The 15,257-nt window shown below is 72.3% G+C and carries 16 protein-coding genes and 2 tRNA genes; 3 read left to right on the plus strand and 15 right to left on the minus strand.

Annotation, left to right across the window (positions count from 1 at the left end; translation table 11 throughout):
- Positions 1-283: 283 nt before the first annotated feature.
- Positions 284-356, minus strand: a tRNA-Ala gene (locus tag ACF09E_RS06480).
- Positions 357-477: 121 nt separating this feature from the next.
- Here ACF09E_RS06480 and ACF09E_RS06485 point away from each other — a divergent pair.
- Positions 478-1,698 carry a glycosyltransferase 87 family protein gene (locus ACF09E_RS06485; RefSeq protein WP_388798874.1) on the plus strand — a complete coding sequence of 407 codons (1,221 nt, stop codon included), beginning with the start codon at positions 478-480 and terminating at the stop codon, positions 1,696-1,698.
- Here ACF09E_RS06485 and ACF09E_RS06490 read toward each other — a convergent pair.
- On the minus strand, positions 1,677-1,910 hold the full coding sequence (locus tag ACF09E_RS06490; protein WP_017239283.1) for a hypothetical protein: 234 nt from the start codon (positions 1,908-1,910) through the stop codon (positions 1,677-1,679). The genes ACF09E_RS06485 and ACF09E_RS06490 overlap by 22 nt on opposite strands.
- A gap of 137 nt (positions 1,911-2,047) precedes the next feature.
- Positions 2,048-3,481, minus strand: coding sequence for an MFS transporter (locus ACF09E_RS06495; protein WP_392204151.1), 1,434 nt, complete (start codon positions 3,479-3,481; stop codon positions 2,048-2,050).
- A gap of 101 nt (positions 3,482-3,582) precedes the next feature.
- On the opposite strand from ACF09E_RS06495, the gene ACF09E_RS06500 reads away from it, so the two are divergent.
- A complete protein-coding gene (locus tag ACF09E_RS06500) occupies positions 3,583-4,467 on the plus strand; it encodes a helix-turn-helix transcriptional regulator (protein ID WP_392204152.1) in 885 nt (294 codons plus the stop codon).
- A 44-nt stretch (positions 4,468-4,511) separates the two neighbouring features.
- Here ACF09E_RS06500 and ACF09E_RS06505 read toward each other — a convergent pair.
- The 7 genes from ACF09E_RS06505 to ACF09E_RS06535 all read right to left on the minus strand — a co-directional run bounded on the left by ACF09E_RS06505 (position 4,512) and on the right by ACF09E_RS06535 (position 8,759).
- Positions 4,512-4,584, minus strand: a tRNA-Ala gene (locus ACF09E_RS06505).
- Positions 4,585-4,678: 94 nt separating this feature from the next.
- A complete protein-coding gene (locus tag ACF09E_RS06510) occupies positions 4,679-5,332 on the minus strand; it encodes a histidine phosphatase family protein (protein WP_392204433.1) in 654 nt (217 codons plus the stop codon).
- Positions 5,329-5,796 (minus strand): ribosome silencing factor, encoded by a 468-nt coding sequence (rsfS, locus tag ACF09E_RS06515; protein ID WP_361849505.1) that lies wholly within the window; start codon positions 5,794-5,796, stop codon positions 5,329-5,331. Before rsfS ends, ACF09E_RS06510 begins: the two co-directional genes overlap by 4 nt.
- Positions 5,797-5,879: 83 nt before the next feature.
- Positions 5,880-7,586, minus strand: coding sequence for an LCP family protein (locus ACF09E_RS06520; RefSeq protein ID WP_392204153.1), 1,707 nt, complete (start codon positions 7,584-7,586; stop codon positions 5,880-5,882).
- Positions 7,587-7,605: 19 nt separating this feature from the next.
- The gene (nadD, locus tag ACF09E_RS06525) at positions 7,606-8,226 is read right to left on the minus strand and encodes a nicotinate-nucleotide adenylyltransferase (RefSeq protein WP_392204154.1); all 621 of its coding nucleotides are present in this window, start codon (positions 8,224-8,226) and stop codon (positions 7,606-7,608) included.
- A 51-nt stretch (positions 8,227-8,277) separates the two neighbouring features.
- Positions 8,278-8,439, minus strand: a complete 162-nt coding sequence (locus ACF09E_RS06530) for a hypothetical protein (protein ID WP_361856377.1) — start codon at positions 8,437-8,439, stop codon at positions 8,278-8,280.
- An 83-nt stretch (positions 8,440-8,522) separates the two neighbouring features.
- Positions 8,523-8,759: a hypothetical protein gene (locus tag ACF09E_RS06535; RefSeq protein WP_392204446.1), complete on the minus strand. Its 237-nt coding sequence runs from the start codon at positions 8,757-8,759 to the stop codon at positions 8,523-8,525.
- A gap of 127 nt (positions 8,760-8,886) precedes the next feature.
- Between ACF09E_RS06535 and ACF09E_RS06540 the strand changes: the two genes are divergently transcribed.
- Positions 8,887-10,011 carry a M48 family metallopeptidase gene (locus ACF09E_RS06540; RefSeq protein ID WP_392204155.1) on the plus strand — a complete coding sequence of 375 codons (1,125 nt, stop codon included), beginning with the start codon at positions 8,887-8,889 and terminating at the stop codon, positions 10,009-10,011.
- A 57-nt stretch (positions 10,012-10,068) separates the two neighbouring features.
- On the opposite strand, the gene ACF09E_RS06545 is transcribed toward ACF09E_RS06540, so the two are convergent.
- The 5 genes from ACF09E_RS06545 to proB form a co-directional block, all read right to left on the minus strand.
- Positions 10,069-11,154 (minus strand): hypothetical protein, encoded by a 1,086-nt coding sequence (locus ACF09E_RS06545; RefSeq protein WP_392204156.1) that lies wholly within the window; start codon positions 11,152-11,154, stop codon positions 10,069-10,071.
- Positions 11,155-11,323: 169 nt separating this feature from the next.
- Positions 11,324-11,884: a hypothetical protein gene (locus ACF09E_RS06550; protein ID WP_388798854.1), complete on the minus strand. Its 561-nt coding sequence runs from the start codon at positions 11,882-11,884 to the stop codon at positions 11,324-11,326.
- 76 nt (positions 11,885-11,960) lie between these two features.
- Complete coding sequence (locus ACF09E_RS06555) at positions 11,961-13,244, minus strand: glutamate-5-semialdehyde dehydrogenase (RefSeq protein ID WP_392204157.1); 1,284 nt, start codon at positions 13,242-13,244, stop codon at positions 11,961-11,963.
- Positions 13,245-13,357: 113 nt separating this feature from the next.
- Positions 13,358-13,879 (minus strand): hypothetical protein, encoded by a 522-nt coding sequence (locus ACF09E_RS06560; protein WP_355960877.1) that lies wholly within the window; start codon positions 13,877-13,879, stop codon positions 13,358-13,360.
- A 154-nt stretch (positions 13,880-14,033) separates the two neighbouring features.
- Positions 14,034-15,170 (minus strand): glutamate 5-kinase, encoded by a 1,137-nt coding sequence (gene proB, locus ACF09E_RS06565; protein WP_392204158.1) that lies wholly within the window; start codon positions 15,168-15,170, stop codon positions 14,034-14,036.
- Between the last annotated feature and the right edge of the window lie 87 nt (positions 15,171-15,257).

Genomic DNA, 15,257 nt, shown 5'->3' on the forward strand with positions numbered 1-15,257 from the left:
CGGACTGCCGTGAAATGAAAAAGCCCCTCGCACAGGAGGGGACGCCGCGCCGACTCCGGCGGATGTCTGTCGTCCGCCGGGACTGATCAGCGCGGCTCGGTAAGCAGAAGGCGTACGGCACGCATGGCGCCAGGGTACCGCAGGGCCCGAGCGGGCCGCACCGACGTTCCACGGAGCGGAGACGGTGGCGGTGGCTGTGCCTGCGGCTGTGCCGTACCGAGCCGGACGGCACCGGGGAACGAAGAAGCGGGTCACCCGATCCGGGTGACCCGCTTCTCTTCTGTGGAGCTAAGGAGAATTGAACTCCTGACCTCCTGCATGCCATGCAGGCGCTCTACCAACTGAGCTATAGCCCCTTGCTTTCCGTCTCCGTCTCGGTTTCCCTCGCGGCGACAGACAGAACATTAACCGGCTTCCCGGCAGATCTCCAAATCGATTCTCCGGGCCCCCCTGACCTGCCGGGTAGGGTCGCCGACTGTGTCCGTCTCCGTGCTCTCCAAGACCCGCGTCCGGCCGTGGCCCCTTGCCACCGCCGCGGCGATCTGCCTGCTCTCGTTCACGGCCTTCTGGGTGGCGCAACGCCTCGCCCACGTGAACATGCTCGACGTGATGGTCTACCGGGCCGAGGGCGAGACGGTCCGGGCGGGCGGCGACCTGTACGCGATGCGTGCGACCTCGGCGAACCTCGGGATGACCTACCCGCCCTTCGCGGCCCTGCTGTTCGTCCCGCTGACCCTGGTGAGCGTGCCCGTGATGCGGACGCTCGCCACCGCGGGGAACCTGCTCTTGGTGGTCGCGCTGGTGCAGCTCTCGCTCCAGCTGGTCCGCCCGTCCCTTTCGCGCACGGACCTGTGGCGCACGACCCTGTGGGTCGCCGCGGTGGTGGTCTGGTGCGAGCCGGTGTGGACGACGCTGCGGTACGGCCAGATCAACCTGCTCATAGCGGTGGCGGTGCTCTGGGACCTCACCCGGCGCCCCGGCAGCCGCTGGGCCGGCCTGGGCATCGGCCTGGCGACCGCGGTGAAGCTCACACCGGGGCTCTTCGTGGTCCTGCTGCTCGTCGCGGGCGTGCTGCTGTGGCGCCGGGACCGGACCTGGAACACCTGGCTGCGTACGGCGGCCACGGCGACCGGGGTCTTCCTGGGGACGACGCTCGCGGTGGCGCTCGCCCTGCCCGCGGACTCGAAGCGGTTCTGGACCGAGACGCTGTTCGAGACCGGCCGGGTGGGCTTCGCCGAGGAGACCGCCAACCAGTCGATCCGCGGGGTCCTGGCCCGGCTGATGCACACCGACGACCCCGGCATGTGGTGGGCGGTGACGGCGGCCGTCCTGGGCGGCCTGGCGATGGTCCTCGCGGTGCGGGCCGCCGTGCGCGGCGACAAGGCCGTCGCGGTGGTCGTCTGCGCGTTCACGGCGCTGATGATCAGCCCGATCTCCTGGTCGCACCACTGGGTCTGGTGCGTACCCCTGCTGATCCTGCTCGCGGACCGCGCCACGCGCACGTGGCCGGTGACGGGAGCGGTGGCGCTGGCCTTCGCCTCGTTCGCCCTGTGGTGGGTCCCGCACGACCCGGGCCGGCCGGAACTGGACCAGAACGCGGGCCAGATGGTGCTCTCCGCGGTCTATCCGCTGACGACGGCGGCGCTGCTCGTGGGCTATCTGCTGACGCTCCGGCGTCAGGCCGTGGCGAAGGAGTAGAACCGCTTGAGGGTGCAGTGCTCGTCGAGGAGCCGGCCGTAGATCGGCTCCCCCTCCAGCTCGCGGTACGTCTCGATGGGGTCGCCTTTTATGATCAGCGCCCGCGCGCACTCCTCGCACCAGTACTGGAACCCCGTGTTGACGGGGTCCATGTCGCGCACGATGGGCGTGCCGCTGCCGCACCAGTCGCACTTCCGCCTGTGTGCACCCATCAGTCAGCTCCAGCTGTGGCCGCAGGCCGTGCACCCATAGGACACCCCGCCGTTGTCGCCGAGCACTTGGGCCACCCTCCCGTCCGGATCCTCGTCCCCCTCCGGCCGTCCGATTCTGCCATGGCCCCGCAAGGGGGTCAGCGTGCTCGGCGCCACGGCCCGGCCGACGCGCCGGCCAGGGCGGCGACGGCCAGGGCGATCATGGTCGTGCGCAGCGCCTCGGCCGAGTTCCCGGCTCCGGATCCGTCCGCCGCGGAGAGGAAGAGCGTTCCGAACGCGGCGACCCCGATGAGCTGGCCGAGCTGGGTGACGGTGGCGAGCAGACCGCTCGCGTCGGCCGCGTCCTCCGGCCGTACGGCGGCCAGCGCGCCGGTCAGCGCGGGGCTGAAGGCCAGCGCGATCCCGGCCCCGAGCACGCCCAGGGCGGGATACAGCCCCCAGCCGCCCGTGCCGCCGTCCGCGAGCAGTCCGCCGATGGCGAGGGCTCCCGCGGCCGCGAGCAGGAATCCGCCGGGGACCAGCGCGCGGTGGAAGCGGGCCGGCAGGCGCCGCCAGGTGAGCCCGACGGCACCGAAGACGACCGCGGCGGGACCGAAGGTGAGCCCGGCGCGCAGCGCGCTGTGGCCGAGTCCGCCCTGCAGGTGCAGGGTGAGGGTGAACAGGAATCCGGCGTTGACCGCCATCGACGCGGCGATCCACAGCACGGCCCGTCCCATGCCCGGGAGCCGCAGCACGCGCGGGGAGATGAGCGGGGCGCCGCCGCGCCGGGCCAGCCTCGACTCGTACGCGCCGAAGAGGGCGAGGAGCGCCGCGGAACCGCCCAGCGAGAGCCGTGACCACAGCGGCCAGTCCTGCTCCTGGCCGAGGACCAGGGGGACCGTGAGCAGGGACACGGCTCCGGCCAGGAGGACGAGGCCCGGCAGGTCGAGGGCACGCGCACGCGTGGGCGGGGTCCGGCCGTCCCGGGGCAGGACCCGGGCGCCGAGGACCAGGAGGGTGATGCCGATGGGGACGTTGACGAGGAAGACGGGCCGCCAGCCGGTGCCGAGGAGGTCGGCGGTCACCAGGACCCCGCCGACGACCTGACCGGCGGCGGCGCCGGTGGCCAGGACGGCGGCGTAGGCGCTGAGGGCACGCACCCGGCGCTCGCCGGCGAACTCGCGCTGGATGAGGCTGAGCACCTGGGGGATCATCAGGGCGGCTCCCGCGCCCTGCACGAACCGGAAGGCGATCAACTGGCCTGTTCCGGCGGCGAGTCCGCAGGCGAGCGAGGCCGCGGTGAAGAGGGCCAGGCCGCCGAGGTACATCCGGCGGTGTCCGAGGAGGGCGCCGAGGCGGGCTCCGGTGATGAGCAACACCGCGTAGGCGACGGTGTATCCGGCGACGACCAGCTGGAGCGCGGCTCCGGATGCGGAGAGTTCGACCCGGATCGTGGGCGCGGCGACGTTGACGATGAAGACGTCGAGGAGCGCCATGAACTGGGCGGCGAGGACCACGCCCAGCAGCAGTCCGGGGCGGTTGTCGGTGCCACCGTCTTTACTGAGTACGGGACGTGTCGTGGTCGAGGTCATACGCCGAGCGTGACCCCGACCGGATACGGGTAACGAGAGCCCGCTGATGCTGGTACTGACACCACCTGGCAGCGGCGGCACGGGGACTCGACCATGGGGGTGTGACGATCGTGGCAGCAGTACCGACACAGCGGCGCCGGCGGCCGGAACTGGCCGCGTTCCTGCGCAGCCGCCGGGCCAGGGTGACACCGGAGGACGTGGGGATGCCACCGGGGCTCCGCCGCCGCACTCCGGGGCTGCGCCGCGAGGAGGTCGCCCAGCTCTCCGGCGTCGGCGTCACCTGGTACACGTGGCTGGAGCAGGGGCGCCCGATCAACGCCTCGGCGCAGGTGCTCGACGCGGTGGCCAGGACGCTCCGGCTCGACCGGCCCGAGCGTGAGCACCTCTACCACCTGGCGGAGGTGCCGTACGCGCCGGAGCGGTCGGGTTCGGACGCGGCGGTGGTCAGCCCGGAGATCCAGGGCATCCTCGACGCCCTGGACCCGCACCCGGCGGTGCTCTACAACGCGCGGTACGACGTGCTGGCGACCAACGCCATGTACGAGCTGCTCTTCTTCCAGGAGGGCCGGGAGGGCCTGGACACCGGCCCGTACGGCATACGCAACGTCCTGTGGGCGCTGTTCAGCGTGCCCGGCCCCGTCTGCCCGGTCGTCGACCGGAAGCGGGAGCTGCCGCTGATGGTGGCCCAGCTGCGGGGCGCGTACGGCCGCCACGTCGGCGAGCCGGCCTGGGAGGAGTTCGTCCGGGCGCTCGCGGAGGCCAGTCCTGAGTTCGCCCGGCTCTGGCGCAGCGGCGACGTGGTCCCGCCGGGGACCCGGGTGAAGGTCTTCCGCCACCCTCGGACGGGGGAGATCCGGCTGACCTCGGTGTCCCTCTCGGTGAACGGGATGCCGGAGTGCCGGATCGTGGCCTACACGCCGAACGACGAGGAGAGCCGCCGGGGGCTCGCGGCGCTGCGGGAGGCGACGGAACGGCCCGCCCCTTGAACGACGAATCCCGCCCCCTGCTGGGGACGGGATCCGGGTGATTGTGGAGCTAAGGAGAATTGAACTCCTGACCTCCTGCATGCCATGCAGGCGCTCTACCAACTGAGCTATAGCCCCTCGTGTTCTTCGCGCTCTGCGCTGCGAACAAGAAGAACTTTAGCCTGTGACCTGCCGGAAAGTGAAATCCGGGTCCGGCAGGCCGGTCGGGGGCTCAGTCGTCGTCGCCGAGGACCGGCTCGGGCAGCGTGCCCGCGTTGTGCTCCATCAGGCGCCAGCCGCGCGCGCCCTCGCCGAGCACCGACCAGCAGCAGTTCGAGAGGCCGCCCAGGCTCTCCCAGTGCTGCGCCTCCAGGCCGAGGAGCCGGCCGATGGTGGTGCGGATCGTGCCGCCGTGGCTCACCACGACGAGGACGCCGTCCTCGGGCAGCTTGTCGGCGTGCTCCAGGACCACCGGCGCGGCCCGGTCGGCCACCTCGGTCTCCAGTTCGCCGCCGCCCCGGCGGACGGCCTCGCCGCGCTTCCACGCGGCGTACTGCTCGCCGTACCGCGCCACGATCTCGTCGTGGGTCAGCCCCTGCCACTCCCCCGCGTACGTCTCGCGCAGGGCGGAGTCGTGGGCGACGGCGTGGCCGGTGAGCGCGGCCAGCTCGGCGGCGGTGGCCGCCGCCCGCTTCAGGTCGGAGGCCACGATGGCGTCCGGCTGCAGCGCGGCGAGCAGCCGGGCGGCCCGGCGCGCCTGGGCGACGCCGGTCTCCGTCAGCTCGATGTCGGTCGAGCCCTGGAAGCGGCGCTCCAGGTTCCACGAGGTCTGGCCGTGACGCCAGAGGACGATGCGGCGGCCGGTGCCGCTCTTGCCGGTGCTCAGCTCAGCTCACCGTCCGGTCCGTCGGGCAGCCCGGCGGCGTGCGCGGAGAGGTCGACGCCGGTCAGCTCGGCGTGCTCGGCGCCCTTGCCGCGGGTCTTCGCCGCGTCCTCGGGGAGCGCGAGCTCGGGGCAGTCCTTCCACAGGCGCTCGAGCGCATAGAAGACACGCTCCTCGCTGTGCTGGACGTGGACGACGATGTCGACGTAGTCCAGGAGGATCCAGCGCGCGTCGCGGTCGCCCTCGCGGCGGACCGGCTTGGCGCCGAGGTCCTTGTTGAGGCGCTCCTCGATCTCGTCGACGATCGACTTGACCTGGCGGTCGTTGGGCGCGGAGGCGAGCAGGAAGGCGTCGGTGATCGACAGCACGTCGCTGACGTCGTACGCGATGATGTCGTGAGCGAGTCGGTCGGCGGCCGCCTGTGCGGCGGCGTTGACGAGCTCGATGGAACGGTCCGTGGCGGTCACAAGCAGGCTTTCGTCGGCGGTCCAGTACCCCTCCAGGGTCTCACGGACCGCCGACGGCCCCGCCAACGTTTTCCGGAGCGCCGTTACCGGGCTCCCGGCACCTTGTAGTCACGGCCCAGGACCACGGTCACCGCGGCCGCTCCCGAGGGCTTGCCCTTGGTGACCGAGCCGTCCGGCAGGCCCAGGGTCTTGGCGACCTCGGCGGCCGTCGCCTTCTGGAGGTCGTCGGCGTAGACGACCTGCGACTTCTCCTGCGTGTCCGCCTCGCCGCCGCCCACGAAGGCGTAGCCGCCGTTGATCAGGACGATGCGGGCGGCCTCGGTCGCCTTCTTGCCGGAACCGTCGCGGATCGAGACCCGGGGCACGTCGCCGGCCTCGGGCGCGGTGACCTTTCCGCCGAGGATGTCCTTCACCACGCTGTCGCTCGCGCCCTCGGTCAGCGCGCCGTCCTGCCCCACCGGGAGAAGGGCCGTCTTGTAGTCGCCGACCTTGGCGTGCTCGGCGAGCTTGGCCAGGGCGGCGCCCAGGTCCTTCTCGGAGAGCGAGGGGTCGAAGATCTGCGTGAGGCTCTCGACGGTCACCGTGGCGGACCGGGGATCGTCCGAGATCTTGCGCAGGACCGCGTACATGACCTGCCCGAAGCGCTGGAGCTGCTTGGTCTCGGCCTCGCCGGGGGCCCGGTAGGTCGCGTAGGCGACGGCGGCCCGGCCGTTCAGGGACTGCTTCTCGCCCTTCCTGACCAGCGGGTCCGCACCCTTCTTCGGGTCGGGCACCTCGGTGTCGGTGTCCGTCTCGATGCCGCTGACGAGGTCGACGAGGGTGTCCAGGTACGGCGTGTCCAGGCGCCAGGTGCCGGTGATGGGGGCGCCGAGGAGGTTGCCGATCGCCTCGCGGGTGCCGCTGGAGCCGTCGTCCTCGACCGACTTGCCGAGGGTGGTCGCGGCGCCCTCGCCGTCGGCGACGACGACGGAGTTGGGGAGCAGGACCGAGGTGCCCTGGCGGGTCGTGGCGTTGTTGACGAGCAGGACGGTGGAGGTACCGCCGCCCGTGGTGTCGTGGAGGTGGACGACGATCGTGTCGCGCTTCTGCGGACCGGTCGCGGTGCCCCCCTTCTGCTCCTCGGTGGAGGCGCCAGGGAGCATGCCGGCGGACCAGAGGTAGCCGACGCCGCCGACCACCGCGAGGACGAGCACGACGACGAGGGCGACGATCCGGTTGCGGCCCCGGCGCCTGGCCTCCTCGCGCCGCTCGGAACGGCTCTCGGTGAACTTGAGCCAGTCGATGACGTCCTCGGAGTCCTCGTCCGGCTCCTCGATGAACGAGAACTGCTCGGTGCGGTACTCGCGGTCGTCGTCGCCCGCGGGCCGGGCCGGAGCGGGGCGCTCCGCGGCGGGGCTCTCGGAGGCGGGGCGCTGGCCGGGGACGCCGGGGGGCGCCGCGACGGGCGCGGCGGGGGCCACGGGGGGTACGGCCGGGGCGGCGGGCGCGGCGGCCTCGGGCTGGGCGGCCCACTGCTGCCCCGTGTCGTAGGAGGGGTAGGCGTAGCCCTGCTGCCCGTACGGGTCGTAGTGCGGCTGCTGGGGGGCCTGCTGCCGCTCCTGGTACGACGGGGACTGCTGCCCCTGGTACTGCTGCGGCTCCTGGTACTGCTGCTGCTGGGCGTACGGGTCGTATCCGTATCCCTGCTGCGGCTGCTGTTGCTGCTGGTACACCGGCTGCCCGTACTCGTCGTAGCCGATGATCTGCGGCTGCGGATAGTACGGGTCGTACGGCTGCTGCTGGTCGTTCACCGGTGGCCCTCCCCGAAGCTCACTCGCCGCGGTACAACTGGCGCTTGTCGATGTAGCGCACCACGCCGTCCGGGACCAGGTACCAGACGGGATCGCCCTGCGCGACCCTCGCCCGGCAGTCGGTGGAGGAGATGGCGAGCGCGGGAACCTCGACCAGCGAGACGCCGCCCTTGGGCAGTCCGTCGTCGGTGAGGTCGTGCCCCGGCCGGGTGACGCCGATGAAGTGCGCGAGCGAGAAGAGTTCCTCGGCGTCGCGCCAGGTGAGGATCTGCGACAGCGCGTCGGCCCCGGTGATGAAGAAGAGGTCCGCGTGGCTGTTGAGGGAGCGCAGGTCCCGCAGGGTGTCGATGGTGTAGGTCGCGCCGCCGCGGTCGATGTCGATCCGGCTGACCGAGAACTGCGGGTTGGAGGCGGTCGCGATGACCGTCATCAGGTAGCGGTCCTCGGCCGCGGACACGGCCCGGTCGCTCTTCTGCCACGGCTGCCCGGTCGGCACGAACACGACCTCGTCCAGGTGGAACAGGGCGGCGACCTCGCTGGCCGCCACCAGGTGTCCGTGGTGGATCGGGTCGAAGGTTCCGCCCATCACGCCGAGTCGGCGCTTCCCGCGCCCGCCAGTAGGCATTTCCTGCTCTCCCATGCGTGCAGAGCCTACTGGCACGGCAGCGGACGCCTGATCAGGGTCGCCGGTTCAGCGGTCGCGGTTGAAGCGGGTGGTGATCCACAGCAGCAGGAGCAGCGCGCCGAGGGCGCCGAAGCCGGTGAGGTAGGGGCTGAGGCTTGCGTGGTTGCCGCCGTGCTCGGCGCCCTCGGCGAGAGAGACCAGGTTGGCGGCGGTGCTGTGGAGGCTCATCTTCGGCAGACCTATCGATCGGGGATGGGAGCGGAGACTTCGCGCACATCGTATGCGGGCGGTCCCGACCGGCTCACGCCGACTCAGGCACTCGCGTCACGGTCCGTGTTGCCGCCGGAGGCGCCGTCGGTGCCGCCGGCGGTCCGGTCGGCGGCGCCGGCGTCCCCCGTGTCGTCGGTGCGGTAGCCGCGCAGCAGGAACCAGGCGAGCAGCGCACCGCCCACGAGCGAGACCAGCAGCACGATACGGAGCGTGTCACCGGGCCCCTCCTGTGCGGCGGCCGCGAGCAGGGCTGCGGCGGTGTCGACGGTGTCCGGCATGTCGGTCGTGCTCCTCGGTCGTCCTTGTGCCCGAGTTATCCACAGGCTCCGGCACACGGTAGCGCCACCGCCTAGGCTGGGGGGCGTCAGGGGGACGAGCACCGACTCGTACGAACAGGGGGCATCCATGACCGAGAAGGACCAGGGGAACGTGCCGAGCAGGCAGCGGAAGCGGTTCCCCGGCATCTCCTCGCGGGCCTACGAGCATCCGGCCGACCGCTCGGCGCTGGTGGCGCTGCGCAAGCTCAGCGGATTCGACACGGTCTTCAAGGCGCTCAGCGGACTGCTGCCGGAGCGCAGTCTGCGACTGCTCTTCCTCTCGGACTCCGTCCGGGTGAGCGACGCGCAGTTCAGCCATCTCAACGACATGCTGCGGGACGCCTGTTACATCCTGGACCTGGAGAAGGTCCCGCCGATGTACGTGACGCAGGACCCGAAGCCCAACGCCATGTGCATCGGCCTGGACGAGCCGATCATCCTGGTCACCACCGGCCTGGTGGAGCTCCTCGACGAGGAGGAGATGCGGGCGGTCGTCGGCCACGAGGTCGGCCACGCCCTGTCCGGGCACTCGGTGTACCGGACGGTGCTGCTCTTCCTCACCGGACTCGCGCTCAAGGTCGCCTGGATCCCGCTGGGGAACATCGCGATCATGGCCATCGTCACGGCCCTGCGCGAGTGGTTCCGCAAGTCGGAGCTCTCCGCCGACCGGGCCGGGCTCCTCGTCGGGCAGGACGTGCAGTCCTCCATGCGGGGTCTCATGAAGATCGCCGGCGGCAACCACCTCCACGAGATGAACGTGGACGCGTTCCTCGCCCAGGCCGACGAGTACGAGAAGTCCGGGGACCTGCGGGACTCGGTCCTGAAGATCCTCAACGTGCTGCCGCGCACGCATCCCTTCACCACGGTCCGGGCCGCGGAGCTGCGGAAGTGGTCGGAGAGCCGCGACTTCCAGCGGATCATGGACGGCCACTACCCGAAGCGGTCGGAGGACAAGGACACCTCGGTCACGGACTCCTTCCGCGAGTCGGCCGGGCACTACGCGGACACCGTGCGGACCAGCAAGGATCCGCTGATGAAGCTGGTCGGCGACATAGCCGGGGGCGCCGGCGACCTGGCGGGCGACCTGGGCGGCAAGCTGCGCAGCGCCTTCGGCGGCGGGCAGGGCGCGAAGAAGCCCGACAACACCGGGCCGGACGGCACCACCGGCGACGGCAAGAGCGACCCGGACGGCGCCACGGGGGGCGCCCAGTAGCGGAGACGCGGGCGGGCGCCGGGGCTCAGAGTCTCGGGGTCTCACAGGCCCGGGGGCTCAGAGCGAGGGCTGAGCGCTCGGTGCCAGTGCTCCGCACAGCGAGGGAGCGGCGGGCCGGCCCGTGGCGTACGGGTCGGTGGCCGCGGGGCCGCCGCCCGCCTCGGGGGCCCGCGCTCCGGCCAGGAGCGGCTTCAGGGAGCCGGTGGTGTCCGCGCCGCACGCCTGGGGGCCCGCCTCCACGGTGGAGGTCACCAACTCGGTGCGGTGCATCCGCAGGTCCTCGCGGTCGAAGCGGAAGTGCACCTCGCGGTGGACGGTGAAGAGGGAGGCCTGAGCGACGGGGCCCGCCCCCTGGACGGCCGGCCGGACGGCGTAGGTGTACGTGTGGTCCGCGGTGACGTCCAGGGTGTCCGGGCTGGTCTCCTCGAAGCGCAGGGTGCCCTGGACGCGGGTGGCGGGGTCCGCGAGGACCACCTGGCGCGGGTCGAAGCGGACCAGCCAGGCGGCGAGGGCGTGCCGGCCGTCGTCGGCGGGTGCCTCGACGCTCCGGTCGTACTGCTCCAGCTGGTCGGGGTCGAGCAGCAGCCGCGGAGGGCGCACGGTGGCCCCGGACAGCACGTCGGGCTCCAGGGAGGAGGCCACCAGGTACTCCTTGGCGATGCTCAGGGCGGTGACGACCTGGCTTTCGGCGAAATGGGTGGTGCGGCCCGTGAGGGGGAGGTTGATGCCCGCGGCCCCCGTGCGGTACTCGGCGGCCGGGCTGTGGTCGAAGAGCCGGGCGGGCTCGCCGCCGACGACGGCGCCCTGCGGGGCGAGCGGGACCACGGTGGTCCGCAGGGGTTCGGCCCGCTGGTCGGCGGGCGGCTGGTACGGGTTGCGGACACCCAGATAGATGGCCGTGCCGAAGGCGAGGAGGATCAGCAGGACCAGCAGGATGGCCTGACGGGAGCTGCTGCGGCCCTCCCAGGCGGAGGGGCGGTTGCGGACGGCCTCGGTGTGCTCGCCCAGCCGCTCCCGGGCCGAGAACTCCTGGAGGTGGGCAGCGCGGACGAACGCCTCGTCGAAGACGACGGACCTGTACTCGTCCTCACCACCGGGGACGCCCTCGGGGGTCCCCTCAGGCGGGTCGCCACGCCCTGCCATACCTTCAGGGTAGGTCGGCGGGGGCTTCGGTAAACGCCCAGGTACACGACAAAGTCGGAAGAATTCCGCCGTCGGGGTGTGTGCGTGCGGCCAGGGAGCCGAACGGTCTCCGCTCCCCGGGGGACACGGGCCGGGAGAGGCGGCGGCCGGGAGTCCCGAGGGGCCGGTGCTAGTTCGGGGACGCCGAGCTCGCCGCGGGCGCGTGGGCCGCGGGCGGGGCGGGGTTCGGGTTGGGTGTGTCGACGCCGGTCGTGGCCGGGGGCGGGACCTGGTCCTGACGGTTGGCGGCCGCGCCCCGGTAGACGGCGCTGAACGCCAGGGCGACCATGCCGACGCCCATGACGAGGGCGAGGAGCCAGGCGACGGGCCGGTGCCAGCGGGCGCTGCCCCGGTAGGGGCGCAGGGCGCCGCCGTGGCGGCCGTAGGGGCTGGCGTCGTCGCCGACGTCGTCCGGCTCGTAGGTGGGGCCGGAGTGGTCGGGGAAGTCCTCGTAGAGGTCGTCGTCGCCCGATCCGCCGCCGGCTCGTGCGCGGGCCGACTCGGCCTCCGCGCGGGCCTGGGCCGCGGCGAGGAGCCGCTCGACCGCGGTGGGTTCGTGGATGGTCGCGGAGCGCACGAAGTCCTCGTCGAACACCACGTCGGCGTAGACCTCGTCGGCGCCTCCGCGGTCGACAGAGTCCTCAGGGTCCCCGCCGTTCTGGAACGGCGTGCCCCCCACGTCGTCCGGCACGGAATCAGAGTAGACCCGCGAGGGGGTTTTGGGCAGGGAGAGTGCGAAGCCTCCCCGCCCGTACCGATACGAGTGATTACCGCACGTGACCGTCACCGGTGACGATGTACTTGGTCGAGGTGAGCTCCGGAAGGCCCATGGGGCCCCGGGCGTGCAGCTTCTGGGTGGAGATGCCGATCTCCGCGCCGAAGCCGAACTGTCCGCCGTCCGTGAAGCGGGTGGAGGCGTTCACGGCGACCGTGGTGGAGTCGACCAGCTGGGTGAACCGGCGCGCCGCGGCCTGCGAGGTGGTGACGATCGCCTCGGTGTGGCCGGAGGACCAGGTCCGGATGTGTTCCACGGCCTTGTCGAGGGAGTCGACGACGGCGGCGGCGATGTCGTACGAGAGGTACTCGGTCTCCCAGTCCTCCGGCGTGGCCGGTACGACGGTGGCCTTGGAGCCCTCGGAGAGGGCCAGGACCCGCTCGTCGGCGTGGACGGTGACTCCGGCCTCGGCGAGCGCGTCGAGGGCCCTGGGGAGGAAGGCGGCGGCGACGTCCTGGTGGACGAGGAGGGTCTCGGCGGCGTTGCAGACGCTGACCCGGTGGGCCTTGGAGTTGATGAGGATGTCGACGGCCATGTCGAGGTCGGTCTGGGCGTCGACGTAGACGTGGCAGTTGCCGGTGCCGGTCTCGATGACCGGGACGGTGGACTCCTCGACGACCGTGCGGATCAGGGAGGCTCCGCCGCGCGGGATGAGGACGTCGACGAGGCCGCGGGCGCGCATCAGCTCGCGCACCGACTCGCGGGACTCGCCGGGGACGAGCTGGACGGCGTCGGCGGGCAGCCCGGCGCCGCCGACGGCGTCGCGCAGGACCTTCACCAGGGCGGTGTTGGAGGCGTAGGCGGAGGACGAGCCGCGGAGCAGGACGGCGTTGCCGGACTTGAGGCAGAGGGCGGCGGCGTCGACGGTGACGTTGGGGCGGGCCTCGTAGATGATGCCGACGACGCCGAGCGGGACGCGGACCTGGCGCAGGTCGATGCCGTTGGGGAGGGTCGAGCCGCGGACGACCTCGCCGACGGGGTCGGGCAGCGCGACGACGTCGCGGACGTCGGCGGCGATGGCCCGGACGCGCTCGGGGGTGAGGGTCAGCCGGTCGATGATCGCCTCGCTGGTACCGGCTTCGCGGGCCTTGGCGATGTCCTCGGCGTTGGCCTCGACGATCTCGGCGGTGCGCACTTCGAGGGCGTCCGCGATGGCCAGCAGGGCGTCGTCCTTGGCCGCGCGCGGGAGTGGCGCGATTTCGGCGGCGGCGCCGCGGGCCCGGTAGGCGGCCCGGGTGACCGGGGAGAGGTTGTCGAGGGGCGTGAGCGAGGTCATGCCCGCAGGGTACTGGCACCCCTGCGGACATCCCTCACGTATCCCGCACTCCGAGACGTGGCCCGGCGGTTCCGGGACGCCTCGCTCGGGGAGGCGTCCGGGACCGGCCCGGCTCAGTAGGGGTGGACGCCGACCGGGGCGGCGGGCGGCGGGCCGTAGCCCTCCGCGATCCGCTGGTGGTAGGTCTCGCGGTCGATGACCTCCAGGCCCACGATCTCCCAGGGCGGCAGCTTGGCGGTCTGCCGGTGCTCGCCCCAGAGGCGCAGGGCGACGGCGGCGGCGTCGTGGAGGTCGCGGGCCTCCTCCCAGTACCGGATCTCGGCGTGGTCGTTGGCATAGCGGCTGGTCAGCAGGAAGGGGTGGTCGTGGGCCAGTTGTTCCAGCCCTCGGCGCACCTCCTTCAGCGGTGACTCGACACCCGACACGCTGAGCGTGATGTGCCAGAGTTTGGACACGGGCTGTTCCCTGGCGCGTGCCTCACGCGCCTCGCGAACCTCGCGTGTCTCGGTGGTGGTCTCGGTCTTGGTGTCCGTGGACCTGTCCCGTGCCTCGTCGAAGTCGGCTCCGGCCTCGACACTGGTCAGGGCGCGTTCGGCAGTCCCTCGGGGCGGCGCCCCTGGGCGCGCTCGTCTCACCGGCGGCCTCCTGTGTGATGCGTGTGCTGTACCCCGCCCTGCTCTCTTACCCCCGAGACAAAGTTGACCAGCCCGAGGCGGCACTTGGGGCGGTTTTGGTAAACGTCCCTTCCGGATGGCCGCACTTTCAGCCGTTTCAGCAGGGGCGGGCGGGTCAGCGGATGACGACCAGGTCGTCGCGGTGGACGACCTCGCGCTCGTACTCGGGCCCGAGTTCCCTGGCGAGTTCGGGGGTGGAGCGCCCGAGCATGCGGGGCATCTCCTTGGCGTCGAAGTTGACGAGTCCGCGGGCGACGGCCCGGCCGTCGGTGTCGCGGAGTTCGACCGGGTCGCCCGCCACGAAGTCCCCTTCGACTCCGGCGACACCGGCTGCGAGCAGGGACTTCTTGCCCTCGACGACGGCGCGCACGGCTCCGGCGTCCAGGGTGAGGGAGCCCTGCGGGGTGGAGGCGTGGGCGAGCCACAGGAGCCGGTCGGCGGAGCGGCGGCCGGTGGGGTGGAAGTAGGTCCCGGTGTCGCGGCCGGCGAGGGCGTCGGCGGCTCGGCTCGCGGAGGTGAGGACGACGGGGATGCCGGCGGCGGCGGCGATCCGGGCGGCCTCGACCTTGGTGACCATGCCGCCGGTGCCGACGCCGGCCTTGCCGGCGGAGCCGATCTCCACGTGGGCGATGTCGGCCGGGCCGCCGACCCGGGCGATCCGGGAGGTGCCGGGCCTGGACGGGTCGCCGTCGTAGAGGCCGTCGACGTCGGAGAGCAGGACGAGCAGGTCGGCCCGGACGAGATGGGCGACGAGGGCGGCGAGCCTGTCGTTGTCGCCGAAGCGGATCTCGTCGGTGGCGACGGTGTCGTTCTCGTTGACGACCGGCAGCGCGCCCATCGCGAGGAGCTGGTCGAGGGTCCGGTAGGCGTTCCGGTAGTGGGCGCGCCTGCTGGTGTCGTCGGTGGTGAGGAGGACCTGGCCGACGCGGACGCCGTAGCGGGCGAAGGAGGCGGTGTAGCGGGCGACGAGGAGGCCCTGGCCGACGCTGGCGGCGGCCTGCTGGCGGGCGAGGTCCTTGGGGCGGCGGGTGAGGCCGAGCGGTGCGAGGCCGGCGGCGATGGCTCCGGACGAGACGAGGACGATCTCCTTCTCGCCGCCGCTGCGGACCTTGGCGAGCACGTCGACGAGGGCGTCGACGCGGTCGGCGTCGAGGCCTCCGGACGCGGTGGTGAGGGAGGAGGAGCCGACCTTGACGACGATGCGGCGGGCCTCCGTCACGTATCGCCTCGCGTCGTCCGTCTCTCCGGTCATCTGCGCCGTCACCTCTGCCGCCACCTGCGTCGTCCTCACTCGGCTGTCCCGCGCGCCGTGTGTTCCCCGCCGCGACTGTCAGGCAAT

Source organism: Streptomyces sp. NPDC014891 (assembly GCF_043081085.1).
GTDB lineage: Bacteria > Actinomycetota > Actinomycetes > Streptomycetales > Streptomycetaceae > Streptomyces.

Excerpts from the sequence above, each read along its gene's own strand:
- ACF09E_RS06490 (WP_017239283.1), bottom strand. The coding sequence starts at position 1,910 with ATGGGTGCACACAGGCGGAAGTGCGACTGGTGCGGCAGCGGCACGCCC.
- ACF09E_RS06495 (WP_392204151.1), bottom strand. The coding sequence starts at position 3,481 with ATGACCTCGACCACGACACGTCCCGTACTCAGTAAAGACGGTGGCACC.
- nadD (WP_392204154.1), bottom strand. The coding sequence starts at position 8,226 with ATGGGAGAGCAGGAAATGCCTACTGGCGGGCGCGGGAAGCGCCGACTC.
- ACF09E_RS06530 (WP_361856377.1), bottom strand. The coding sequence starts at position 8,439 with ATGAGCCTCCACAGCACCGCCGCCAACCTGGTCTCTCTCGCCGAGGGC.
- ACF09E_RS06535 (WP_392204446.1), bottom strand. The coding sequence starts at position 8,759 with ATGCCGGACACCGTCGACACCGCCGCAGCCCTGCTCGCGGCCGCCGCA.
- ACF09E_RS06540 (WP_392204155.1), top strand. The coding sequence starts at position 8,887 with ATGACCGAGAAGGACCAGGGGAACGTGCCGAGCAGGCAGCGGAAGCGG.
- ACF09E_RS06545 (WP_392204156.1), bottom strand. The coding sequence starts at position 11,154 with ATGGCAGGGCGTGGCGACCCGCCTGAGGGGACCCCCGAGGGCGTCCCC.
- ACF09E_RS06555 (WP_392204157.1), bottom strand. The coding sequence starts at position 13,244 with ATGACCTCGCTCACGCCCCTCGACAACCTCTCCCCGGTCACCCGGGCC.
- proB (WP_392204158.1), bottom strand. The coding sequence starts at position 15,170 with ATGACCGGAGAGACGGACGACGCGAGGCGATACGTGACGGAGGCCCGC.